We start from the raw sequence: 22,260 nt of genomic DNA on the forward strand, positions 1-22,260 counted from the left end.
GCGGTACGCCCGCACGTCCGGCATTCTAGGTCAGAGCCAGTGCGAGCAGAGATAGCCCCGCGGCCGCTGTTGGCCGGCGACCTGATTCCCGCCCTCGGCATCGCCGTGGCATCGATCGCATTCGCGCCGATCATGCAGGCGGCCAATGCCGGGCTCACGATCGTCGTTGAAAGCCTGATCGGCTGCGCCATCGTGCTCGCGGCGCCGGCCTATGCGCCATCGATCGCCATCTTCATCATTTTCTTCCAGAATCTGTTCGTCTCGATTCTTTCGTCCTACATTGCGGGCGAGCAGGAGATGGAGTTCGTCAAGGGCTACAACTTCCTCGTCTGCGCGGTGATGTGGCTGGTGACGCTGGCACTGTATGCGCTGCGCCAGCGCGCACATTCTCCCGAAATCGACCGGATCATGAAATGGGGGTTGATCGCGCTCGCCACCGTGACGGTGTATTTCCTGCTCGGCGCAACGCAGGATCCGCGGCCGGCGCTGGTCTATTTGCGCAACATCGCGCTGCCGGTGTTTCTGTTTCAGCTGTCGCTGCTGACGGCCGCAACCTTCGAAGTTCGCGCGACACCCTTCTTGGCGACCGTCGCGGCGCTGCTGATCGTCTGCGGCTACGTGGAATTGTTGTTCCGCGATGTCTGGCTGTACATCACCAACGGCTACACATTCTGGGGGTTCGACGAACTCAAGGCGACGCGCACCGGAGCCTGGGAGGCCGACATGCGCGCCACCGGCAACGTGCCGGTGGATCTGCTTGACCGCTTCCGCTTCAACTTCCTCAACAGCCCGCTGTTCGAGGATCTTGGACTGTCGTCGATCCTCCGCATTTTCGGGCCGAACATGAGCCCGATCAGCTTCGGCTACGGAGTAGCCTTTTCGATCTTGTTCCTGTTCTCGGTCGGATATCGCTGGCTCGCCCTGGCCGCGATACCGTTGCTGATCTGCTGCAGCGTGAAGGGCGCGCTCATCCTGGTCATCTTCGTGGCGTTTGCCTGGACCTCGACCTGGCTGCTCGGCGCGGTCACGACCCTCGTCGTCGGTCTCGGCGCGCTCGCCCTGTACGTCATGGTCGCCATCCATGTCGGACTGCAAATCGGCGACTTTCATGTGATCGGATTCATGGGCGGCTGGAACGGCTTCCTGCAGAACCCGTTCGGCCGCGGGTTGGGCGTTGGCGGCAATTTCGGCGAAGGTTACTTTTCGATCGACTGGAGTGCCGCGCAGCAGGCCGGCAGCGTCGAAGGCGCGGTGGAGAGCGCGGTCGGCGTGTTGCTCTACCAGATGGGCATCGCCTCGCTGGTGCCGCTTGGCTTCTTCTTCGCGATGGCGCTGAAGGCATGGCGCCTCTACGCGCAGTCCGGAAATCTCACGCAGGGGCTCGCCGCCTTCGGCAGCATCGTCGTGCTCGTCAACGGCATCTTCCAGGAAGAGGCGCTGTTTGCGCCGCCGGCGCTCGGGCTGCTGCTGTGCCTGACCGGGCTGGTGATCGGTCATCACCTGCGCACGCAAAGCCCCGATCGAGACATCCACGATCGGTAGCGGACGACCTCTCCGGCCGCCCTTACGTTCCGGCAGTGTCTCCCCAGACAGTTGCGCGCAGCGGCTGATTTCCAACGGTCGGGTCGGGTCGTTGCGCGGCGCGACGGGCAAACCGTTTCGCAAGCGTGCGGCCAACTTCGATCAGCGGCTTCTCGACGATGCGGTGCAGCGGGTACGCGACCGCGATCGACGCCAGGTAACACAGGACGAAAAGCGCGAGCCAAGGCAACGTCACGTGCAACTTCGCCAGCGCCAGCAGAACCACGTTCATGACCAGGACGTGGGTGAGATAGACCGTATAGGTCAGCCGGCCGGCCGCAGTGAGCGGGCGCAAGGACAGCATCCGGTTGAGCCATCCAGCTTCTCCCAGCCACAGGCTTCCGATCAGACCCGCGGCGAACAGCGCGATGCAGACGTTCCATATGAACGGATGCGGCCAGGCCAGCGAACAGACATAGGCGCCGGCAATTCCAACCAGCGCCGTAGTGGCGGTCTCCTTCGACGCGAGCCGGCGGGTCAGGCTTCTCGATTGTGAAGCGGCCACGGCCAAGGCGGCGCCAAAGCTCAACCCGGCATAGCCGCGGATCAGGAGTTCCGGGTTTTGTCCGAGCCAGATCAGGGAGAACAAGGCGCCCACCAGCGCGGCGCCGGCAACGGCGCGGGAATTCCACAACGCCACCATGATGAACGGCCAGATGATGTAGAATTTTTCCTCGATCCCCAGCGTCCAGGAATGGCCGAACAGCGTTCCGTTTTCCTGGTGCATATACTCGCCGTTGAACGTCGCGAGATAGGGGAGGTTGTCACGGAAATTGATGACTTCCTCGCCATTTCCCATCAACAGCTTGAGCGTCAGCGCCGCCAAGCCATACAGAATGATGGTCAGCGCGTAGAGCGGCACGATGCGAAAGACGCGGCGGATATAGTATGACGCGAGCTTGGACGTCTTGCCTTCATGGGTGTCGTGGAGCAGCAACCAGGTGATCAGCCATCCGCTCAGGGCGAAGAAGATATCAACACCGACCGAGCCATTGACGAACCAGGGCGTACCCCGGACATGGTTGGCCACGGTGAACAGGATGCAGATCGCGCGAATACCGTCGAGTTCCGGTCGATAGGACGTGCTGGTTTCGGCCATGGTTTTTGTTTAGCTCCGCCTCGACGTTCGGATTGGCGGAGCTTGCTCGGCGAACCCTGCCGTTGTTCGGGTTCCCGCGTCCGCGGCGCAACACCTGCCTCGCTCATCGGCGGGTCATTGAAGATGCACAAATGCCCGACCTCTCTCCGAGCCGGTCGGGCATCCTCAATGCGAGGAGAGCAGCATTTGATGCGGCACGCTATAGCCTGCGGCAGCAGACTTCCTGTTTACCTTAAGCGTTAATTGCATTGATCGCGGACTCGACCGCGTCCGGATGTCGCAAACGAATGCCGACGCCGTATCGCCAGCCGGCGGCTCCATCGGCCGCCTGGCTCATTCGCAAAGACGCTGTCAGAGCGGCTTGATCTGCACCTTGCGGAACTTGACCACGCCGGAGCCATATTGGAGCGCGATGTAGCCGTTGGCGTGCCTGGAGTCCTGCGCATCGACGGTCTTCTGTCCGTTCAGGGTCACGACGAAATGCGGTCCCTGCGCCGTGATCTCGTAGACGTTCCACTTGCCGGCCGCCTTCGGCATCGGATCGACCTTGCCGACATCGACAATGGCGCCGGTCCCGTAGGTCGGGTCCGGCCGCTTGTCGAAGATGTTGACCTCGTAGCAGACCTTGGAGTCGATCACCTTGTTGCCTTCGCAGCGAATGAAGACGCCGCTGTTGGCGTCCTCGTCGGTCCAGAACTCGGCACGGATCTGGAAGTCCTTGTATTGGGTCTTGCTGACGAGATAGGAGAGATCCTTTCCGTCGAGCTTGTCGGCGACCAGCGCGCCGTCCTTCATCGCCCAATTGGCCTTGCCGACCTCGTCCCAGTCGCCCTTCTTGGAGCTGTCGAGCAGCGTGACCCAGCCGTCGTCACCTGATGCGGTGGTCGAGAATTGCAGAGCGGCCGCACCGATCACGAGTCCCGCCGCCAGTATCGACAGATGCTTCTTCAAGGTTATCCTCCCGTCTTTTGGTTGGCGCGCAACCTATCATCGTCTGCAGCGGCGTAAATCGTTTTTCATGTTGCAACTGCGTTGTGTCACGAACCCTTGTCGCAATCTTGAGGTCAGACATGCGCGGAGGCGTCTTGCCCGGCGCAAGCCAGCGCGATTAGCATCTTGCGGAATACGGGCGCGGCAGTTGCCCGAGAGAACTGATCTGGGAGCATCCGATGACGGCGTCGAACCGATCCTGGCGATTCCTGATGATGCCGCTGGCCCTTGCCGGCATGTTGAGCGTCAGCTCCGCGGCGGAGCTCAATCCGGCCGCCGTCACCTACAAGCTGCCGGACCAGATTCCCTGGAGCCCGGTCGACGCGCGCGGCGCGCAGAACGCCGTCGTGGTCGGCGACCCCTCGAAGCCCGGCTTCTACATGGTCTACACCAAATGGACCAAGGGCAATCACTTCAGCCACCCGCATTTCCATCCCAACGACCGTTACATCGTCGTGCTCAAGGGCACCTGGTGGGTCGGGTCGGGCTCGAAGTTCGATCCAGAGCACGGCACGGTGGCGATGCCGGCCGGAAGTTTCGTCACCCATTTCGGCAAACAGGTACACTGGGACGGCGCCAAGGACGAGGATGCCGTGCTGCTGATCATGGGCGAAGGCCCGGCCACCGCGACCGAAGTCGAAGAGAAGTAGCCGGAAGCCGATAGCAACCTTCGTCTCCACGCGGCGTTGCATTCCCTCATCATCATGACGAGGAGATAACGAATGGCAACAGCAGCCGACATTCGGGAACATATGGACGTGATCTCGTCGGACAAGAAAACGGTCGGCAAAGTCGACCACATGGAAGGCACCGACAAAATCAAGCTGACCAAGCAAAGCTCGCCTGACGGCCAGCACCATCATTTCATTCCGCTATCCTGGGTCGACCATGTCGACCAGCACGTTCACCTCAACAAATCGGGCTCCGATGTGACCGCACATTGGCAGCACGGTCGCCAATAGCCGCGTTGCACAAGATGGGGGCGATGCTATCATTGCAGCCCAAAGAAGGGCCTTCGATGCATCCCGCCGCCAGACTGCAATTCGCCCGCATTGCCGACGAGTTCGCGCGATGGCGTGCCATTCCGGAACCGGAGCGGCCGCCGGCGCCGGCGTGGTGGTGGGGGCCGGCCTTCGAATTGCGCGATGCCGCCGGCCCGCTGCCGTCCCACCGGTGCCGACAGCTGCGGCTGCCCGACGGTGCGAGCTTTGCCGACGGCACGCGCGTGTTGCGCGAGACGCTGGCCGGCCAGACCATGCTGCCGTGGCCCTATGATTTCTCGCGCAAGGTTGCATCGACCGATTCCGACGTCCGCGACCTGCCGGTGCAGCCGTCAGACGACAGCGCGTTTCCGCCCTAGGCCCGGCTCGGCCTCGCCGATCGCCGCTTCGTCCAGCGCCGGCTGTAACGGAGGCGACGTCGGTGCCGTCGTCAACAGTTCGGCGAGGTCGCGCGGCGGCAACGGCCGGCTGAACAGGAATCCCTGCATCTCGTCGCAGGCATGCGCGCGCAGGAACTCGTGCTGCTCGGAGGTCTCGACGCCCTCGGCGACGATGGTCATGCCGAGCGCCTTCCCCATGCTGATGATCGCCTGCGCGATCGCGACGTCCTCGGAATCATTGGGCAAGTCGCGCACGAAGGAGCGATCGATCTTGATCGTATCGATCGGGAACTGCTTCATCAGCGACATCGACGAATAGCCGGTGCCGAAATCGTCGATCGCGAGGCGAATGCCGCGGTTCTGGATCGCGTCGAGCACACGGACCGCGCGCGTCACGTTGCGCATCACCATGCTTTCGGTGACCTCGAGCTGCAGCAGCGACGGCGGCATGCCGCTCGCCGCCAGCGCCTCGTCGATGTCGTCGAGCAGATTGGGATCGCCGAACTGCCGGGGCGACAGGTTGACCGCCATGGTCACCGCCTTGAGGCCGCGGAGCTGCCACGCCATGTTCTGCGCGCAGGCCTCCTTCAGCACCCAGCGGCCGATCGGCACGATCAGGCCGACTTCCTCGGCGAGCGGAATGAACTGGCCCGGCGACACCTTGCCGAGCTCGGGATGGGTCCAGCGCAACAGCGCCTCGACGCCGCTGATCTGCCCGCTCGCCATGTCGACCTTGGGCTGATAGTCGAGCGAAAACTGGTTGCGCTCCAGCGCGCGGCGCAGCGCGCTCTCCATCGTCAGGCGCTCGATCGACTGCGCCCTGACCTCGTTGGAGAAGAAACGGAAGCCGTTCTTGCCGTCCTCCTTGGCGAGATACATCGCCATGTCGGCATTCTTGGTCAGTGTCTGCACGTCGGAGCCGTCGGCAGGATACATCGCGATGCCGATCGAGGCCGTGGTGTGGCACTCGTGTCCACTGATCTGCAGCGGCCGGCTGAGCGAGACCAGCAGATCGCCGGCAATCCGCTCGACGTGGTCACGTTCGGCGGTTTCCTCGAGGATGACCACGAACTCGTCGCCACCGAGCCGCGCCACCACGTCGCTCGCGCGCAACGATGCTCGCAGCCGCTCGGCGATCGCCACCAGCAGCATGTCGCCGGCGTCGTGACCAAGCGAGTCGTTGATGATCTTGAAACGGTCGAGATCGATGAACAGCACCGCGAGCTGCCGGCGATGGCGATCCGCGGCCGAGATCGCGTGGTGCAGCATCTGGTTGAACGTCTCGCGGTTCGGCAGATTGGTCAGGCTGTCATGCGAGGCAAGATATTCGATGCGCTCGTCGGCCTTGTGCTTCTCGTCGGCGCGATCGAAGCTCTCGAGCGCGAAGGCGAGATTGTCGGCCAGCCGCTGCAGCAGCTCGGCGAATTCCGGCGTGAAGGTGTCCTTCTCGGTCGCGACGAAGATCATGACCCCGACCACCCACCCGCTGACGATCAGCGGGAACGAGGCGCCGGACTGCGTGCCGTCGAGGCGCGCCCGCTCATGGAAGGCGGCGGTCTCGGTATCGGCAAAATAATCGTTGATGATGCAGGCCTTGCCGGACCGGAACGCCCTGCCGCAGGCGCCGCGCCCTTCGGGATGCGCTTCGCTGATCGAGAGCGTCACCTGGCTCGCGCCCTCGGCCGACGGGCCCGCGATTGCGACAATCCGCAGATAGTCGCTTCCATGCTGCGCCAGCGCGATGGTGGTCGAGGTGAATCTGCCGCCGGTCGCGGCAGCCTCGCAGACCAGCTGATACAATTCGGTGCGGGATTTCGCCCGCATGATCGCCTCATTGGTCGCGCTCAGCGCCGCGAACATCCGCGACAGCCGCTCCTTCTGCTCATCGGCCCGCGCCTTCTCGTCGGCGCGGTCGAAATTGGCCAGCGCAAATGAGACGTTCTCGGCGAGCCGCTGCAACAGCGCCATCATCTCCGGGCTGAAGGTGCCGTATTCGCCGGAGAGGAACACCAGCGCGCCGATCGCCTCGCCGTTCTTGAGCAGCGGGAGCGCCGCGCCGGACTTGCTGCCGCTGTCACGGACCGCCGGATAGACATGCGATTCCGGTCCGAAGTCGCTGAGATAATCATTGCTGATGCAGGGCCTGCGGGTCCGGATCGCGACACCGGTCAGCGTCTGTCCCTCGGGGCGCGTCGCGTCGGCCGACAGCTGGACCTCGCGGGCGCGCACCCGGTCGGGGCCGGAAGCAGCGACATTCTCCAGGAACACCTCGCCCGGGCGCACCAGCCTGATCGTGGCCGAGATGAACTGGCCGCCGACGGCTGCGGCATCGCAAACCAGATCGAACAGCTCGCTGCGGGATTTCGCCCGCATGATCGCCTCGTTAGTGGCGCTCAGCGCCGCGAACATCCGCCGCAGCCGTTCCTTCTGCTCTTCGGTCCGGGCCTTCTCGTCGGCACGATCGAAACTGCCGAGCGCGTAGGAGACGTTGTCGGCGAGCCGCTGCAGCAGCTCGGCGAACTCAGCCGTAAAGGTGTTGCGCTTGGCCGAGATGAACAGCATCACGCCGACCGGTTCGTCGTCGACGATCAACGGAAACGCCGCCCCGGATCGCGCATCCTCGCGGTCGATGATTTCACGGAACGGGCTGTTGACGGCATCGCCCAGGAAATCGTTGTTGATGCAGGACCGCCGCGAGCGAAACGCGCGGCCGCAGACGCCGCGCCCCTCCGGGCGCTCCTCGCTGCGCGAGACGTTGAGGCGGCGCGCATTCTCCGCGGTCGGACCGGCAACCGCCATCATCTCCAGGAAATCGTCGCCGGGTTTCGCGATCAGGATGCTGGTGGAGTTGAACCCGCCGCCATGGGCAGCGGCGGCGCAGACCAGCTCGAACATCTCGAGCCGCGACCGTGCGCGCATGATCGCCTCGTTGGTCGCGCTCAAGGCCGCGAACATCCGTGACAGCCGTTCGCGCTCGGCATCGGCCTTGGCCTTCTCGGTGGCGCGGCCGAAATTGTCGAGCGCGACCGAGACATTCTCGGCGATCCCCGCCAGCAGCGCGATGATCTCGCCGTCGCACGCCCAGGAGTTGCCGATGAAGAAGATCAGGACGCCGATGCTCCTGCCAAACCGGGTGAGCGGCAGCGCGACGCAGGCCATCAGGCCGCTGCCGCCGGCTGGCTCCTCCGACGGACCCGTCGAGAGCGGTATGTCGTGCTCGACGCAGGGCCGCTGGGTCCGGAACGCTTCGCCGCAAATGCCCTTGCCGTAGACGTTGTCCGGATCGGTCGAGAAGCGCGTCTGCGTGATCAGCTCGATCGCCTCGCCGGTACCGGCGACCGGCTCGAGCCAGTGCGTGTCGGGTTCGGCCAGCAGCACCACCGTGGCGAAGGATTTTCCGCTGAACACCGCCGCATCGCAGACCCGCTGATAGAGATCCTGCTCGGTCTTGGCGCGGAGGATCGCCTCGTTGGTTGCGCTGATCGCGCCGAACATGCGGTTGAGCCGGCGCATGGCCCGCTCGCCGCTCTTGCGCGACGCCTCATGGTCGAAATTGTCCAGCGCATAGGAGACGTTCGCCGCGATGCGCCCCAGCAGCGAGACGATCTCCTCGCTGAGCGAATTGACCTCGCGCCGCGTCACCATGAAGACGCCGACGCTGCGCCCGCCGCAGACCAGCGGCATCGCCGCCGCCGCGCCGACGCCACCCGCCGCGGCGCCGCTGCGCCATGCTGCCGAACGGGGATCGTTGACATAGTCATTGCTGACGCAGGCGGTCTGATCGCGAAACGCCCGCCCGGCGACGCCCTCGCCTTCCGGCAGATTGGCGATCGTGGAAATGGTGATGCTGCGCAGACGTGCGACATCCTCGCCGCAACCGGCTGCGAAGGTCAGCAGACCGGTATCCGGCTCCAGCAAGAATACAGTCGTGGCCAGGAAGCTCCCGCTCGAGAACGCGGCTTCGCAGACCTTCCCGTACAGCTCTTCTGGTGATTTCGCGTACAGGATTGCTTCGTTGGTGGCATTCAACGCCGCGAATGTACGCCCGATGCTCGACTGCACGATTCCTGAAGGCCCCGGGGCCACCCCCTTCACACTGGAGCGGAACATTGCCCGCGATAGGCCTAAGTGGTGGTTAGCGTATCCGGCAAGTTGCACGACAAAGTAAACGGCTGACGAACGCGGATGGCGATTTTCCGGGATATTACGGACGCCGGTGTGTCAGCCTGAGGCGGTGCGCCGAACGGGGCGGATGGCCGCCGCGGTCGACCCCCGGAGCCGCCAAATTCCGCATCGCGACCGCGGCCGTTCCACTCCGTGAAATCATCGCCGCCAGCACCCTGCTGGCGGTATGGCGGACCGGATTTTCTGCCCTTGCTCGCCCCTCGGCGCTTTGAGAGCATGAGCCTGACAACAGCAAGCAAGACCCGCGCAGCACGCGGGCCGACCGCGAGGAAATCCCATGCCGATCGTCCAGGCCGACCGTCTTACGCGCATCGGCGCGGCGCTGCTGCAAGGCGCCGGCGCATCGGAGGAGGAGGCGAGCGCCGTCGCCTCCGGTTGCGTCAACGCCAACCTCGCCGGCCACGACTCCCACGGCGTGATCGCGATCCCGACCTATATCGACCGGATCAAGGCCGGCCACATCGTGCCCGGCGCGAAATGGACCGTCGTGCAGGAAACCCCGACCACCACCGTGATCGACGGCCATTGGGGTTTCGGCTTCCACGTCAACGCCAAGGCAATGGAGATGACCATCAACAAGGCGAAGACGGCCAATGTCGCGGCCTGCACCGTGTTCCGGCAGAGCCATGTCGGGCGCCTCGCCCATTATCCCATGATGGCGATGCGCGAGGGCATGATCGGGATCGCCGCCGCGGATTCCGGCCGCTCGCCGAAACATGTCGCGCCGTTCGGCGGCCGCGAAGCCCGGCTCGGCACCAATCCGCTTTCGATTGCGGTGCCGTCCGATCTCGAGGCGCCGTTCTATCTCGACATGGCGACCTCGGCGGTCGCTGCCGGCAAGATCCAGCTCGCGGTGGCGCGTGGCGAGCAAATCCCGAACGGCTGGATCATCGATGCCGAGGGGCGCGACACCACCGATCCCAGAGACTACCGCAAGGGCGGCGCGCTGCTGCCGCTCGGCGGCAGCGAGGGCTACAAGGGCTCGGGGCTGGCCGCGATGGTCGAGGTGCTGTGCGGTCTGTTGACCGGGCTCGGCTTCGGCGTCGAGCCGACGGGCCGGCATAACGACGGCTGCTTCATGGCGGTGTTCAACGTCGCCGCGTTCCGCCCATTGCAAGATTTCAAGAAGGAGGTCGCCGACTTCGCCCGCTACCTGAAATCGACGCCGCCCTCGGAAGGGAGCCGCGGCGTGTTCTATCCCGGCGAGGTCGAACATCTCCGCGAGATCGAACGGCGCAAGAACGGCATCGAGATCGAGGACGCGACCTGGGACAAGCTCAAGGCACTCGCCGCCGACTACAAGCTGACCGACCAGCTCGACCTGCGCTGACATATCCGCACGGAGGAGAACGACATGACACGGCAAATGGCGCTGGTTGGCTTCTTGCAGGCGCAGAACTGCAGCAATTTGCCGAGTTCCTGGCGCCATCCGGAATCGCGCGACGACTCGATGTCGGCGGATTACTACCAGGAGATCGCGCGCATCCTGGAGCGCGGCAAGTTCCACATGGCGTTCTTCGACGACCGCCTGGCGATGCCCGATCGCTACGGCAACGATCACGCCCACACCGTCGAATACGGCATCCGCTGCGTGAAGATGGACCCGATCGTGGTGCTGACCACGATGGGCATGGTCACCACCAGGCTCGGCCTCGCCTCGACCGCGTCGACCACCTATTTCGAGCCGTTCGACGTCGCCCGCCGCTTCGCCACGCTCGACCTGATGACGAACGGCCGCGCCGCCTGGAACGTGGTGACGTCGGTCAATGACGGCGAAGCGCTCAACATGGGCCGCGAACAGCATCTCGAGCACGATCACCGCTATGACCGCGCCGACGAGTTCATGGAGGTGGTGCTCGGCCACTGGGACACCTGGGAAGACGGCTCGCTGGTGATCGACAAGAGAAGCGGCCGATTCGCCGATCCGACCAAGGTGAAGCGGCTCGACCACAAAGGCGCATTCTTCACCTCGCGCGGCCCGTTCACCGTGCCGCGCTCGGCGCAGGGCCATCCCGTGGTGATCCAGGCCGGCGCCTCCGGCCGCGGCCAGCGCTTTGCCGGGCGCTGGGGCGAAGTGATCTTCACCGCGGCGCGTAATCTCGCCAATGCCAAGCAGGGCTATGACGCGATCCGGGGCGAAGCCGCCAAGGCCGGGCGCGATCCCGACCAGATGTTCCTCTGCAACCTGATCACGCCGATCACCGGCGCGACCAAGGCCGAGGCCGAGGACCGAATGGCTCTGATCCAGAAGCTGCCGCTCGAGATCGACGCGCTGTCGTTGCTCGCCGAAGGCCTCAACTTCGATTTCGGCGCCAAGGGCATCGACGAGCCGCTGACGACAGAGGAATTGCAGGGCATGCAAGGCATGCTCGGCATCCGCGACGGCGTGCTGCGCACCTCCGGCAAGACCAATCCCTCGACCCGCGATTTCATCACCTTCTCCGGTCGCGGCCAGGTGCAGGACGCGATGGTCGGCGGCCCGAAGGAGATCGCCGACCGGCTGGAGGAAATGTTCGTTAGCCGCGGCTGCGACGGCTTCGTCGTCGCGGCGAGCTATGTACCGGGCTCCTATGCCGACTTCGTCGACCATGTGGTGCCCGAGTTGCAGAAGCGCGGCCTGTTCCACAAGGACTACGCCGGCACGACGCTGCGCGAGAATCTCGGGCTCAAACGCCCCGCCTCGGGCGCCTGGAAGACCCGCGCGCAGGCTGCGGAATAGAAGGACATCATCATGCGCTGGCTGAAATTCACGGCCAAAGGCAATACCGCGAGCACGACTTCTTGGGGCCTCGTAGAGGGCGACACCGTTACCACCGTCAGCGGCGATCCGTTCGGTGAATGGAGCAAGACGGCGAAGACCCACGCCTTGAAGGACGTCAAGATCGAGCTGCCGCTGATCCCGCGCACCTTCTACTGCGTCGGGCTCAATTATCTGAAGCACCTCAAGGAAGCCGCCGACAAGGCCGGCACGGTGCCGAACGTCCCCGACCGTCCCGAGATCGGCTACCGCGCGCAGAACGCGCTGATCGCCCATGACGAGGACGTCGTGATCCCGGCAAGCGCGACCGAGAAGATCCATTACGAGGGCGAGCTCGTCGTCGTGATCGGCAAGACGGCCAAGCACCTCACCGAAGCCAATGCGATGGACTGCGTGTTCGGCTACACGATCGGCAACGATGTCTCCGAGCGCAGCTGGCAGAAGGCGGACCGCAGCCTGTGGCGCTCGAAGAACGCCGACACCTTCAAGCCGATGGGGCCGTGGATCGAGACCGATGTCGATCTCGACCGCATGGAAACCGCAATCCGCGTCAACGGCAAGGAGACCGGCCGCTTCCGCACCAACGAGATGATCTTCGGCATCGTGCCGTTCCTGATCGAGCTAACCAAATATTTCACCTTGTCGCCCGGCGATGTGATCTGGATGGGCACCGACGGCGCCTCACCTGACTTGAAGGACGGTGACGTGGTCGAGATCGACATCACCGGCATCGGCACGCTGCGGAACCGGTTCGTGAGGGAGAAGGTGTGAGGCAGGCGACTTGCCCTGCGCCCGCGCCTCAACGATCGCGGCGCCACCCCTCTCCGTCATTCCGGGGCAGCCCGAAGGGCTGAGCCCGGAATCCATTGAGCAGCGAAACAAGCGGTGGAATGGATTCCGGGCTCTCGCTTCGCGAGCCCCGGATGACGCGCTGGGAGAGCGGTGCGCAATCCGCCAAGCGGACTGCTTGATCGAAGGTCCGCAAATCCGCGTTCAACTCACCGCCCAGCCGCCGGCCGGCGCTTCACGTGATCGATGAACGCACGCAGCTTCGGCATGATCTGGCGATGGCCGGGATAGTAGAGAAACACGCCCGGCGTCGTCGGCGCGAATTGATCCAGCACGCGGACGAGTTTCTTCTCCTTCACGGCGCCCGCAATCAGCGGTGCGGGCACTTGCGCCAGTCCGACGCCTTCGAGCGCTGCGCCGACCAGCGTCGGGAAATCATGGCCGATGAACGAGCCGGACACGGCAAGCTCGATCGAACGCCCATTGTCGTTCAGCGACCATGGCGCGAGTCCGCCGTTTGATCGTCGCAACCGCAGGCAGGCATGGGCGCGCAGATCATCCGGACGCCTGGGGCGGCCGCGGCGCGCGAGATAATCCGGGCTCCCGACGATCGCGAACGGGAACGGCTTGGTCAGGCGCACCGCGACCATATCCGGGTTGATGAACTGGCCCATCCGGATGCCGGCATCGAAACCTCCGGCGGCGAGATCGACCAGTTCCTCGCTGGCGGCGAGCTCGACCTCGATCTCGGGATAGGCCTTGCAAAACGAGGCGATCAGCGGCTCCAGCAGGATCGGCACCACCGAACGCGGCACGGTGAGCCGCAACAGCCCGGCCGGCTTCTGCCCGAGCTCGCGCGCCGCGCCGCTCGCGGCCACCAGTTCCTCGAACGCGGGCCTTGCGCGCGCGAGAAATCGCTCGCCGGCTTCGGTCAGGCCGACGCTCCGGGTGGTGCGGATGAACAGCACGGCGCCGAGCCGCGCCTCGAGCGCGCGCACCGCCTGGCTGATCGCCGACGGCGTCACCCCGAGTTCGGTCGCCGCGCGGCGAAAATTGCGGTGCTGGGCGACGCTGAGGAACGCTTCGACACCGTCAAGCGCACCCTGCCGGACTGTGAAGTTCTGCTTCATGGCCCGTCAACATTATCGCGAATAGTCGCGCACGGGAAGCGCGTCCTATATCGAAGCCACAAGCAACGGCGCGATCCGCGCTGATCCACGCGGCATCACGACGATGTCGTGAGCGGAGACACCCGACCGATGAAAACCATCCGTCACACCATCCTCGCCCTCACCCTCACTTTGACAGGCGCCACCACCATGACCACTTCCTCCCCTGCCCAGACACAAGCCCAAGCCATCTCCCCCATCACCACCGGCGTGATGGTCATCCTGACCGTCAAGGCCGGCGTCACCCGCGACCAGGTGATGGCCGTGATGCCGGATGAAATCCGCCAGACCGTGCAGCTCTATCTCAATGGCAAGGTGCGCGAATGGTATTCGCGGTCCGACGGGCGCGGCGTGATCTTGCTGCTCGACGCCAAGGATACGTCCGAGGCGCACACGATCATGGAGGGCCTGCCGTTGTCCAAGTTGGATATCATGGACCACGACTACATCGCGGTCGGCCCGCTGCTGCCACTCCGCCTGCTGTTGGCCAAACCCTGAACGCCTGGCCGAGGTCTAGCCCGATCCATCGGGTTCGACCTTCCGGACCGAACGGATCATCACAAGGAATCCCGACCGTGCCAGTCAGTCTCAACATTCCATTCCTGCTCAGCGTTGCCGGAGCATTCCTGACCAGCGCCGTGGTGGCCGCAACCTATGTCTGGCCGGCGCTCCGCACCTGGCCGCGCGATGAGGCGCTGCGGCTGCTTGCAGCGTTCCATGCCTTCCGGTTTCTCGGGATGAACTTCCTGGTCACCGGCTTCGTGTCACCGGAGGTGAATCCGGTGTTTGCCGGCGCGGTCGGCTGGGGCGACCTGATCGCCGCAGTTCTCGCGCTGCTTTCGATGGCGGCCCTGTCGTGGCGCTGGCCGATCGCTATCCCGATCGTCTGGCTGTTCAACATCTGGGGCACGCTGGATCTTCTCAACGCCTACTACATGGGCGCGACGAAGAATGCCGATCCCGGCCTGTTCGGCGCCGGCATCTATATTCCGGCGCTCTACGTGCCGCTGCTGCTGGTCAGCCATGTCATCGTGTTCATGATCCTGATGCGGGCCAAGGCGGCGGAGGCGTAGAGGTCTATCCTTCGTCATTCCCCGGTGCGCAATTGCGCACCTGAGGGCGTGCGAAGCACGAGCCCGGAATCCATTGCTCCACATGCTATGCGGCTTGATGGATTCCGGGCTCTCGCTTCGCGTGCCCCGGAATGACGTGGGAGAGAGAGACGCGCGTATCTCGAGCGACGAACTAGAACGGCAGCGCCACGCCGGTCTTGATTTCCTTCAGGATCACATTGGTGCGGACGTGGCGGATGCCGGGGATGCGGAACATGAACTCGTCCAGGAATCTATTGTAGGCCTCCATGTCGCGCACGACGACGCGCAGATGATAGTCGGCGTCGCCTGTGGTCGCGAAGCATTCCAGCACCTCGCGCCGCTGCATCACCCGCGCGACAAACTCGTCGACGAATTTGACGTCGTGCCGCTCCAGCGAGACGTGCAGGATCGCCGAGGTGGCAAAGCCGGCACGCTCGCGCGCGACCAGCGCCGAATAGCCCGAGATGACGCCGGACTCTTCCAGCGCGCGGACCCGGCGCCAGCACGCCGAGGTCGACATCCCCACGGTTTCCGCAAGCTGCTGGTTGGTGGCACGGCCATCCCTTTGCAGCTCGGCGAGGATTTTCTCGTCTTGCTCTTCGACCATTGCGAAGCTCCGCTTTGGTAGATTTTACCGCATCATGGCTAATCTAGCAATATTTTGCCGATTTTCACTCGCTCAATGAATAGATAGGTAAGACCTACCAGCCCCGCAGGCATAGCCTTGTCCGGTCAGACATCGCGATTCCCCGAGGGACCGATCATGGGCCAGATGCCGCTGCTCGACGCCTACCAGCTTTCCGAGCGCTACAGCAGGGAACGCGGCCGCGTCTTCCTCACCGGCACGCAGGCGATCGTCCGCATCGCGCTCGACCAGATCAGGCGCGACCGCGCCGCCGGTCTCAACACCGCGGGCTTCATCTCCGGCTATCGCGGCTCGCCGCTCGGCGGCCTCGATCTCGAATTGTGGAAGATCGGCGCGCTGCTGAAAGACAGCCGCATCGAATTCCTGCCAGCGGTCAACGAGGACCTCGCGGCGACCGCCGTGCTCGGCTCGCAGCAGGTCGAGACGCAGCGGGATCGCGAGGTCGATGGCGTGTTCGGGCTGTGGTACGGCAAGGGCCCCGGCGTCGACCGTTCCGGCGACGCGTTGAAGCACGGCAACGCCTATGGCTCCTCGCCGCATGGCGGCGTGCTGGTCGTTGCCGGCGACGATCATGGCTGCGTGTCATCCTCGATGCCGCACCAATCCGACGTCGCCTTCATGAGCTGGTTCATGCCGACGCTGCATCCGGCCGATGTCGGCGAATACCTCGCGTTCGGCGAATATGGCTACGCGCTGAGCCGCTTTTCCGGCATGTGGGTCGGTTTCAAGGCGATCTCGGAGATCGTTGAATCCGGCGCCTCGGTCGAGCTGCCCGCCCCGCGCCGTTTCATCCAGCCGGATTTCGTGCCGCCGCCCGGCGGCTTGCATTATCGCTGGCCGGATCTGCCTGGTCCGCAGATCGAGGAGCGGCTGGAAGCGAAGAAGCACGCAGTCTACGCCTTCGCCAAGGCCAACCCGATCGATCGCCGCATCTACGACATCAGGGACGCGCGCTACGGCATCGTCACCACGGGCAAGGCGCATCTTGATTTGATGGAGGCACTGCGGCTGGTCGGGCTGGACGAGGCCGCCTGCCGGCGCCTCGGCATCGACATCTACAAGGTCGGCATGGTGTGGCCCTTGGCGCTGCACGATGCGATGGAGTTCGTGAAAGGAAAGCGCGAGATCCTGGTGGTCGAGGAGAAGCGCGGCATCATCGAGAGCCAGTTCAAGGAATATTTCTACGACTATCCCGGCGCCAAGCCGGAGCGGATGGTCGGCAAGCATGACGAAACCGGCGCGCGGCTGATCTCCTGGACCGGCGAATTGTCGCCGCGCATGCTTGCGGACGTGCTGGCGCGGCGGCTCGATCCGATGTTTCCGGAATTGCAGCTTGCCCGCTGCGTTGCCGCGCTCAGGCCGGAGCAGGATCGCTCCATCGCAGTCCCCGGCGCGACGCGCACGCCGTATTTCTGCTCGGGCTGCCCGCACAACATTTCGACCAAGGTGCCCGAGGGCTCCAAGGCATTGGCCGGCATCGGCTGCCACTTCATGGCGAGCTGGATGGACCGCGAGACCTCCTCTCTGATCCAGATGGGTGGCGAAGGCGTCAACTGGGCGGCATCGTCGAAATTCACCGGCAACAGCCACGTGTTCCAGAATCTCGGCGAAGGCACCTATTATCACTCGGGCTCGATGGCGATCCGGCAAGCGATCGCGGCCAATGCCAACATCACCTACAAGATCCTGTTCAATGACGCAGTCGCGATGACCGGCGGCCAGCCGGTCGACGGCCCGGTCAGCGTGCAGGCGATCGCGCACGCTGTCCGCGCCGAAGGCGTGTCGCGGATCGCGCTGGTGTCAGATGATCCCGCGCATTTCTCGCCGGCGGACCTGCCGATCGGCGTCACCCTCCATCCGCGCGAGGAGATGGACGCGGTGCAGCGCGAGCTGCGCGAGATTTCAGGCGTCACCGTGCTGATCTATCAGCAGACCTGCGCCACCGAGAAGCGGCGGCGGCGCAAGCGCGGCACGATCGAAGATCCCGCGCGCTTTGCCACCATCAACGATCTGGTCTGCGAAGGCTGCGGCGACTGCTCGGTGGAATCGAACTGCCTCAGCGTCGAGCCGAAAGAGACGCCGTTCGGCCGCAAGCGCAAGATCAACCTCTCGACCTGCAACAAGGATTTCTCCTGTCTCAACGGCTTCTGCCCGAGTTTTGTGACGATCGAGGGCGGCAAGCGCCGGGCCAAGAGCGCAAGCGCGATCGATCCGCTCGCACGCGCTGCCACGCTGGCGACGCCGGAATGTGCGACACTCGACAAGCCCTATGATCTCCTGGTCACCGGCGTCGGCGGCACCGGTGTCATCACGGTCGGCGCATTGATCGCGATGGCTGCGCACCTCGAGGGCCGCGGCGTCTCGGTGCTCGACTTCACCGGCTTCGCCCAGAAATTCGGCCCGGTGCTGAGCTTCCTGCGGCTGGCGGCAGAGCCCGGCGCACTGCATCAGGTGCGGATCGACCAGGGCGCAGCCGATGCGCTGATCGGCTGCGATCTGGTGGTGAGCTCGTCGGCAAAGGCGTCCGGCACCTACCGCAAGGGCATGCGAGCCGCGGTCAACAGCGCGGAGATGCCGACCGGCGACGTGGTGCGCTTCCGCGACGCCGACCTCGCCTCGCCGGTTCGCCTGCGCGCCATCGAGCGGGTGATCGGGTCGGGCAACCTCACCACCATCGACGCCAACGCGCTCGCCGAACGGCTGCTCGGCGACAGCGTGTATGCCAACATCATGATGCTCGGCTTTGCCTGGCAACAGGGCCTGGTGCCGGTGTCGCTGGAGGCCTTGATGCGCGCGATCGAGCTGAATGGCGTCGCCATCGAGCGCAACAAGCAGGCGCTGGCGTGGGGCCGGCTCGCCTTTGCCGATCCGGACTTCCTGCCGAAGGCCGACAGTGCCGCCAGCGCACCGGAGACGCTGGACCAGACGATCGCGCGCCGCGTCGATTTCCTCACCGGCTATCAGGACGCAGCCTACGCGGCACGCTACCGCGCCACAGTCGATCGCGTGCGCCGCGCCGAAGCGGCGCTCGGCAGTGAGACATTGACCGACGCCGTGGCACGGTCGCTGTTCAAACTGATGGCTTACAAGGACGAATATGAGGTGGCGCGGCTGCATATGCAGACCGGCTTCCTCGATCAACTCAAGCGCGAGTTCGACGGCGACTTCACGGTGCAGTACCACCTCGCCCCACCCTTCCTCCCGGCACGGCAGGATGCACGCGGACGGCCGAGAAAGCGCGCATTCGGGCAATGGATCCAGATGCCGCTGCGGCTGCTCGCGGGCCTGAAAGGGTTGCGCGGCACGGCGTTCGACGTGTTCGGCTACACCGCGGAGCGGCGGGCCGAGCGTGAGCTGATCACATGGTACGAGGCGCTGATCGAGATGATGCTCGGCAAGCTCGACGCGGCGCGACTGGCTGATCTCACGGCGATCGCAAAAGCGCCGATGGAGATTCGTGGCTACGGCCCGGTGAAGGACGCCGCCATCGCAAAGACCAGGGCGGAGGTCGCGCGGCTGACCGCGCTTCTCACCTCCGCCCCGTCAGATACGCACGAAGGTTCAGGCCGCCGCGCTGCGCTTGGCGGGTGAGATCAACCCGAGCAGGACGGTCGCGATCACCGCCACCGCGATGTTGAGCAAGAGCGCACCGAGCCCGACATAGAAGGTATAGCTGCTATCGCCGAGCGTGATGCTGGCCAGCGGCTTCAGCCCGTTGCTCCAGGCCGTATAGGTGCCCCAGCCGATGCCGACGGCCCAGCCGAGCAGCAGGCCCTCGGCGCGGAACCAGACCGTGAACAGGCCGAATACCAGTGCCGGCAGCGTCTGCACGATCCAGAGGCCGCCGAGCAGTTGCAGGTCGAGCGCATATTGCGTCGGCAGGAACAGGATGAATGCGAGCGCGCCGACCTTCACCACCAGCGAGGTGATTTTCGCCACCGACGCCTCACCGGCATGCGAGATGTCCGGATTGACATAGGACTTCCAGACATTGCGGGTGAACAGATTGGCGGCGCCGATGCTCATCACCGCCGCCGGCACCAGCGCGCCGATCGCAATCGCCGAGAACGCGAAGCCCGCGAACCATTCCGGGAACAGCGTCTTGAACAGCATCGGCACCACGTCGTTCGGTGACGTCACCTTGATCCCTGCGGCATAGGCCATGTAGCCGAGCAGCGCGATCAGACCGAGCAGCAGCGTATAAGCCGGCAGCAGGATCGCATTCTTGCGGATGGTATCCGCCGACTTCGAAGCGAAGATGCCGGTCAGCGTGTGCGGATACATGAAGGCGGCCAGCGCCGAGCCGAGCGCCAGCGTCGCATAGGGCAGATACTGGGCGGGCTTCAGCGTCAGCCCGGTGGCCCCGCCCTTGGCCGTGAAGGCGTCGTTGGCGGCGGAGAACACCGCGCCGTAGCCGCCGAGCTTCGCCGGCACCACGACCACGGCGGTCAGCACCACGATGTAGATCATGATGTCCTTGACGAAGGCGATCAGCGCCGGCGCACGCAGGCCGGAGCTGTAGGTATAGAGCGCGAGGATCACGAAGGCGGCAATGATCGGCAGTTCGCCGGTCAGGCCCATCGCCTTAATCACCACCTCCATGCCGATCAGCTGCAACGCGATATAGGGCATGGTCGCGACCAGGCCGGTCAGCGCCACCGCGAGCTCGAGCGCACGCGAGCCATAGGCGCCGTGGACGACGTCGGCGGCGGTGACGTAGCCGTTGGCATGCGCCCTCTTCCACAGCACCGGCATGACGGCGAATACGAAGGGATAGACGATGATCGTGTAGGGCAGCGCGAAGAAGCCATAGGCGCCGACGGCGTAGACCAGTGCCGGCACCGCGATCACGGTGTAGGCGGTGTAGAAATCGCCGCCGACCAGGAACCAGGTGATCCAGGTGCCGAACTGGCGGCCGCCGAGGCCCCATTCGTCGAGATGCTCGCTGACCGGGCCGGATTTCCAGCGCGCGGCGAAGAAGCCCATCACGGTGACGAGCGCGAAGAAGAAGACGAAGACGGAGAGCGCCACCCAGGCGATATGATCGGTCATCTCTCCCCTCACCGCTGCTCGTCGGCGTCAGGCTGGCGGCTGCGATAGACCAGCCAGATCAAGAGCGAGGAGATCGGCACCCAGGCGAGCTGGTACCAGTAGAAGAACGGAAAGCCGAACAGCGACGGCTCGGCGAAATTATAGAACGGCACCCACAGCAAGCCGATGAACGGCAGCAGCAACAAAATCCACATGGCCTACTCTTTGACGAGCGGAATAGCTCAAGGCGGGAAGTTCCGCCGACCTCAACGATCCAGGAACCCGTTCGTTGCGTCTAGAATCACGGTTCCGGCAATGCGACGCAAAAAGATGTGATCGTCACCTGGCGCATGCCGCCTATTCGGCCTTGATGCCGGCGTCCTGGATCACCTTGCGCCAGCGCGCCTCCTCGCCGGCAAAGTAGCGCTCGAGCTCGGCTGGGGGCTCGGCCACCATCACCAGGCCCTCGTTGACGCTGAGCTTCCTGAAGGCCTCAGCCTGCACGGCCTTGGCGGCGGACTTGTTGAGCCGGTCGATGATGTCTGGCGGCGTGTTCGCAGGTGCGTAAAGGCCGTACCAGGATTCCGCGGCGTAGCCCGGCACGCCGGCTTCCGACACAGTGGGCAGTTTCGGGAATGACGGCGAGCGCTCAGCCGAGGTCACGGCGATCGCGCGCAGCTGCCCGGCTTCGACCAGCGACGCGCAGCTCGCCACCGTCGTGAACATCACCTGGATCTGGCCACCCAGGAGGTCGGTGATGGCCGGCGCCGCGCCCTTGTAGGGCACGGTGGTGAGGTTGACGGACGCCATGTGCTTGAACAATTCGCCGGCGAGATGCGCCGAGGTGCCGGTGCCGTAAGTACCATAGGACAGCTTTTCCGGATCGGCCTTTGCGACCGCGATCAGATCGGCGATCGACTTGATTGGCGAGGATGGATTGACCACCACGACGTTGAAGGAGCGCGCCACCAGCGCCACGGGGGCAAAATCCTTATGCGCGTCATAGGGCAGCTTGCTGTAGAGGCTCGGATTGACCGCGTTGGCGAAGGTCGCCATCAGCAGCGTGTAGCCGTCGGGTGGGCTCGCCGCGACGCTCTGTGTGCCGATGATGGTGCCGGCGCCCGGCTTGTTCTCGATGATGACGGTGACGCCGAGATCCTTCTGCATCTCCTGCGCCAGCGTGCGCGCCACCACATCGGTGCCGCCGCCCGGCGCGAACGGCACCACGATCCTGACGACGTGATTGGGATAAGCGGCGCACGCCGGCGCCTGGACCAGCAGGTTTGTTGCGATCGCGAACAGGATGGCGATCAGAACACGAAGCGACATGGCAGGCCCCCGGCAGGTGACGCGACCTTGATACATGGGTGCGCCATGCAAGGGATGCCGGGTCGCCATGACGCGGAAGTGAGCACTATACTATTAGTCCCGTCATCCTGAGGAGCGCGCTCTCGCGCGCGTCTCGAAGGATCGACGGCCCTGCTGCTGGCCGATTCATCCTTCGAGGCTCGCCCAGCGGCGCAATTGCGCCGCAAGG

At 64.7% G+C, this 22,260-nt stretch carries 18 protein-coding genes; 10 read left to right on the top strand and 8 right to left on the bottom strand.

The genetic code is table 11. The annotated features are described in order from the left end of the window. Positions 1-39 precede the first annotated feature (39 nt). Positions 40-1,542 carry a hypothetical protein gene (locus ACVIW0_RS32685; RefSeq protein WP_461356102.1) on the top strand — a complete coding sequence of 501 codons (1,503 nt, stop codon included), beginning with the start codon at positions 40-42 and terminating at the stop codon, positions 1,540-1,542. A gap of 22 nt (positions 1,543-1,564) precedes the next feature. Here ACVIW0_RS32685 and ACVIW0_RS32690 read toward each other — a convergent pair whose 3' ends face one another. Continuing rightward, the gene (locus ACVIW0_RS32690; protein WP_461356103.1) at positions 1,565-2,680 is read right to left on the bottom strand and encodes an acyltransferase family protein; all 1,116 of its coding nucleotides are present in this window, start codon (positions 2,678-2,680) and stop codon (positions 1,565-1,567) included. A gap of 351 nt (positions 2,681-3,031) precedes the next feature. Continuing rightward, positions 3,032-3,631, bottom strand: coding sequence for a 3-keto-disaccharide hydrolase (locus ACVIW0_RS32695; protein WP_461356104.1), 600 nt, complete (start codon positions 3,629-3,631; stop codon positions 3,032-3,034). A gap of 218 nt (positions 3,632-3,849) precedes the next feature. Between ACVIW0_RS32695 and ACVIW0_RS32700 the strand changes: the two genes are divergently transcribed. The 3 genes from ACVIW0_RS32700 (at position 3,850) to ACVIW0_RS32710 (ending at position 5,030) form a co-directional block, all read left to right on the top strand. Then, on the top strand, positions 3,850-4,320 hold the full coding sequence (locus ACVIW0_RS32700) for a cupin domain-containing protein (protein WP_461356105.1): 471 nt from the start codon (positions 3,850-3,852) through the stop codon (positions 4,318-4,320). A 72-nt stretch (positions 4,321-4,392) separates the two neighbouring features. Further along, positions 4,393-4,632 (top strand): DUF2171 domain-containing protein, encoded by a 240-nt coding sequence (locus ACVIW0_RS32705; protein ID WP_050403738.1) that lies wholly within the window; start codon positions 4,393-4,395, stop codon positions 4,630-4,632. Positions 4,633-4,688: 56 nt separating this feature from the next. Then, positions 4,689-5,030 (top strand): hypothetical protein, encoded by a 342-nt coding sequence (locus tag ACVIW0_RS32710; protein WP_461356106.1) that lies wholly within the window; start codon positions 4,689-4,691, stop codon positions 5,028-5,030. On the opposite strand, the gene ACVIW0_RS32715 is transcribed toward ACVIW0_RS32710, so the two are convergent. After that, on the bottom strand, positions 5,004-9,113 hold the full coding sequence (locus ACVIW0_RS32715) for a bifunctional diguanylate cyclase/phosphodiesterase (RefSeq protein ID WP_461356107.1): 4,110 nt from the start codon (positions 9,111-9,113) through the stop codon (positions 5,004-5,006). The two genes, ACVIW0_RS32710 and ACVIW0_RS32715, sit on opposite strands and share 27 nt — an antisense overlap. A 400-nt stretch (positions 9,114-9,513) precedes the next feature. Between ACVIW0_RS32715 and ACVIW0_RS32720 the strand changes: the two genes are divergently transcribed. Genes ACVIW0_RS32720 through ACVIW0_RS32730 form a run of 3 tightly spaced genes read left to right on the top strand, consistent with a single transcriptional unit; the run spans position 9,514 to position 12,765 of the window. Further along, complete coding sequence (locus ACVIW0_RS32720) at positions 9,514-10,566, top strand: Ldh family oxidoreductase (RefSeq protein WP_461356108.1); 1,053 nt, start codon at positions 9,514-9,516, stop codon at positions 10,564-10,566. Positions 10,567-10,590: 24 nt separating this feature from the next. Beyond that, entirely contained in the window at positions 10,591-11,955 is a 1,365-nt protein-coding gene (locus tag ACVIW0_RS32725; protein ID WP_461356109.1) for an LLM class flavin-dependent oxidoreductase, read from the top strand. A gap of 12 nt (positions 11,956-11,967) precedes the next feature. Then, on the top strand, positions 11,968-12,765 hold the full coding sequence (locus tag ACVIW0_RS32730) for a fumarylacetoacetate hydrolase family protein (protein ID WP_461356110.1): 798 nt from the start codon (positions 11,968-11,970) through the stop codon (positions 12,763-12,765). 227 nt (positions 12,766-12,992) lie between these two features. Here ACVIW0_RS32730 and ACVIW0_RS32735 read toward each other — a convergent pair whose 3' ends face one another. Further along, positions 12,993-13,913, bottom strand: coding sequence for a LysR substrate-binding domain-containing protein (locus ACVIW0_RS32735; protein WP_461356111.1), 921 nt, complete (start codon positions 13,911-13,913; stop codon positions 12,993-12,995). Between the two features lie 129 nt (positions 13,914-14,042). Between ACVIW0_RS32735 and ACVIW0_RS32740 the strand changes: the two genes are divergently transcribed. Continuing rightward, on the top strand, positions 14,043-14,450 hold the full coding sequence (locus ACVIW0_RS32740; RefSeq protein ID WP_461356112.1) for a hypothetical protein: 408 nt from the start codon (positions 14,043-14,045) through the stop codon (positions 14,448-14,450). 77 nt (positions 14,451-14,527) lie between these two features. Further along, the gene (locus ACVIW0_RS32745) at positions 14,528-15,025 is read left to right on the top strand and encodes a hypothetical protein (RefSeq protein ID WP_461356113.1); all 498 of its coding nucleotides are present in this window, start codon (positions 14,528-14,530) and stop codon (positions 15,023-15,025) included. Positions 15,026-15,197: 172 nt separating this feature from the next. Here the strand turns inward: ACVIW0_RS32745 and ACVIW0_RS32750 are convergent, their stop codons facing one another. Next, the gene (locus ACVIW0_RS32750; RefSeq protein WP_461356114.1) at positions 15,198-15,653 is read right to left on the bottom strand and encodes an Lrp/AsnC family transcriptional regulator; all 456 of its coding nucleotides are present in this window, start codon (positions 15,651-15,653) and stop codon (positions 15,198-15,200) included. Positions 15,654-15,809: 156 nt separating this feature from the next. On the opposite strand from ACVIW0_RS32750, the gene ACVIW0_RS32755 reads away from it, so the two are divergent. Further along, positions 15,810-19,283 (top strand): indolepyruvate ferredoxin oxidoreductase family protein, encoded by a 3,474-nt coding sequence (locus tag ACVIW0_RS32755; RefSeq protein ID WP_461356115.1) that lies wholly within the window; start codon positions 15,810-15,812, stop codon positions 19,281-19,283. On the opposite strand, the gene mctP is transcribed toward ACVIW0_RS32755, so the two are convergent. The 3 genes from mctP to ACVIW0_RS32770 form a co-directional block, all read right to left on the bottom strand. Further along, entirely contained in the window at positions 19,254-20,744 is a 1,491-nt protein-coding gene (mctP, locus tag ACVIW0_RS32760; RefSeq protein ID WP_461356116.1) for a monocarboxylate uptake permease MctP, read from the bottom strand. The two genes, ACVIW0_RS32755 and mctP, sit on opposite strands and share 30 nt — an antisense overlap. Positions 20,745-20,752: 8 nt before the next feature. Beyond that, entirely contained in the window at positions 20,753-20,938 is a 186-nt protein-coding gene (locus ACVIW0_RS32765; RefSeq protein ID WP_024581224.1) for a DUF3311 domain-containing protein, read from the bottom strand. A 142-nt stretch (positions 20,939-21,080) separates the two neighbouring features. After that, positions 21,081-22,052 carry a Bug family tripartite tricarboxylate transporter substrate binding protein gene (locus ACVIW0_RS32770; protein ID WP_461356117.1) on the bottom strand — a complete coding sequence of 324 codons (972 nt, stop codon included), beginning with the start codon at positions 22,050-22,052 and terminating at the stop codon, positions 21,081-21,083. Positions 22,053-22,260: the final 208 nt, after the last annotated feature.

The sequence above is a fragment of the Bradyrhizobium sp. USDA 4454 genome (assembly GCF_054822705.1).

What these genes read in the sequence shown, in the direction of transcription:
- ACVIW0_RS32690 (WP_461356103.1), bottom strand. Translation starts at nt 2,680, where the DNA reads ATGGCCGAAACCAGCACGTCCTATCGACCGGAACTCGACGGTATTCGC.
- ACVIW0_RS32700 (WP_461356105.1), top strand. Translation starts at nt 3,850, where the DNA reads ATGACGGCGTCGAACCGATCCTGGCGATTCCTGATGATGCCGCTGGCC.
- ACVIW0_RS32705 (WP_050403738.1), top strand. Translation starts at nt 4,393, where the DNA reads ATGGCAACAGCAGCCGACATTCGGGAACATATGGACGTGATCTCGTCG.
- ACVIW0_RS32710 (WP_461356106.1), top strand. Translation starts at nt 4,689, where the DNA reads ATGCATCCCGCCGCCAGACTGCAATTCGCCCGCATTGCCGACGAGTTC.
- ACVIW0_RS32720 (WP_461356108.1), top strand. Translation starts at nt 9,514, where the DNA reads ATGCCGATCGTCCAGGCCGACCGTCTTACGCGCATCGGCGCGGCGCTG.
- ACVIW0_RS32725 (WP_461356109.1), top strand. Translation starts at nt 10,591, where the DNA reads ATGACACGGCAAATGGCGCTGGTTGGCTTCTTGCAGGCGCAGAACTGC.
- ACVIW0_RS32730 (WP_461356110.1), top strand. Translation starts at nt 11,968, where the DNA reads ATGCGCTGGCTGAAATTCACGGCCAAAGGCAATACCGCGAGCACGACT.
- ACVIW0_RS32735 (WP_461356111.1), bottom strand. Translation starts at nt 13,913, where the DNA reads ATGAAGCAGAACTTCACAGTCCGGCAGGGTGCGCTTGACGGTGTCGAA.
- ACVIW0_RS32740 (WP_461356112.1), top strand. Translation starts at nt 14,043, where the DNA reads ATGAAAACCATCCGTCACACCATCCTCGCCCTCACCCTCACTTTGACA.
- ACVIW0_RS32750 (WP_461356114.1), bottom strand. Translation starts at nt 15,653, where the DNA reads ATGGTCGAAGAGCAAGACGAGAAAATCCTCGCCGAGCTGCAAAGGGAT.
- ACVIW0_RS32755 (WP_461356115.1), top strand. Translation starts at nt 15,810, where the DNA reads ATGGGCCAGATGCCGCTGCTCGACGCCTACCAGCTTTCCGAGCGCTAC.
- mctP (WP_461356116.1), bottom strand. Translation starts at nt 20,744, where the DNA reads ATGACCGATCATATCGCCTGGGTGGCGCTCTCCGTCTTCGTCTTCTTC.
- ACVIW0_RS32765 (WP_024581224.1), bottom strand. Translation starts at nt 20,938, where the DNA reads ATGTGGATTTTGTTGCTGCTGCCGTTCATCGGCTTGCTGTGGGTGCCG.
- ACVIW0_RS32770 (WP_461356117.1), bottom strand. Translation starts at nt 22,052, where the DNA reads ATGTCGCTTCGTGTTCTGATCGCCATCCTGTTCGCGATCGCAACAAAC.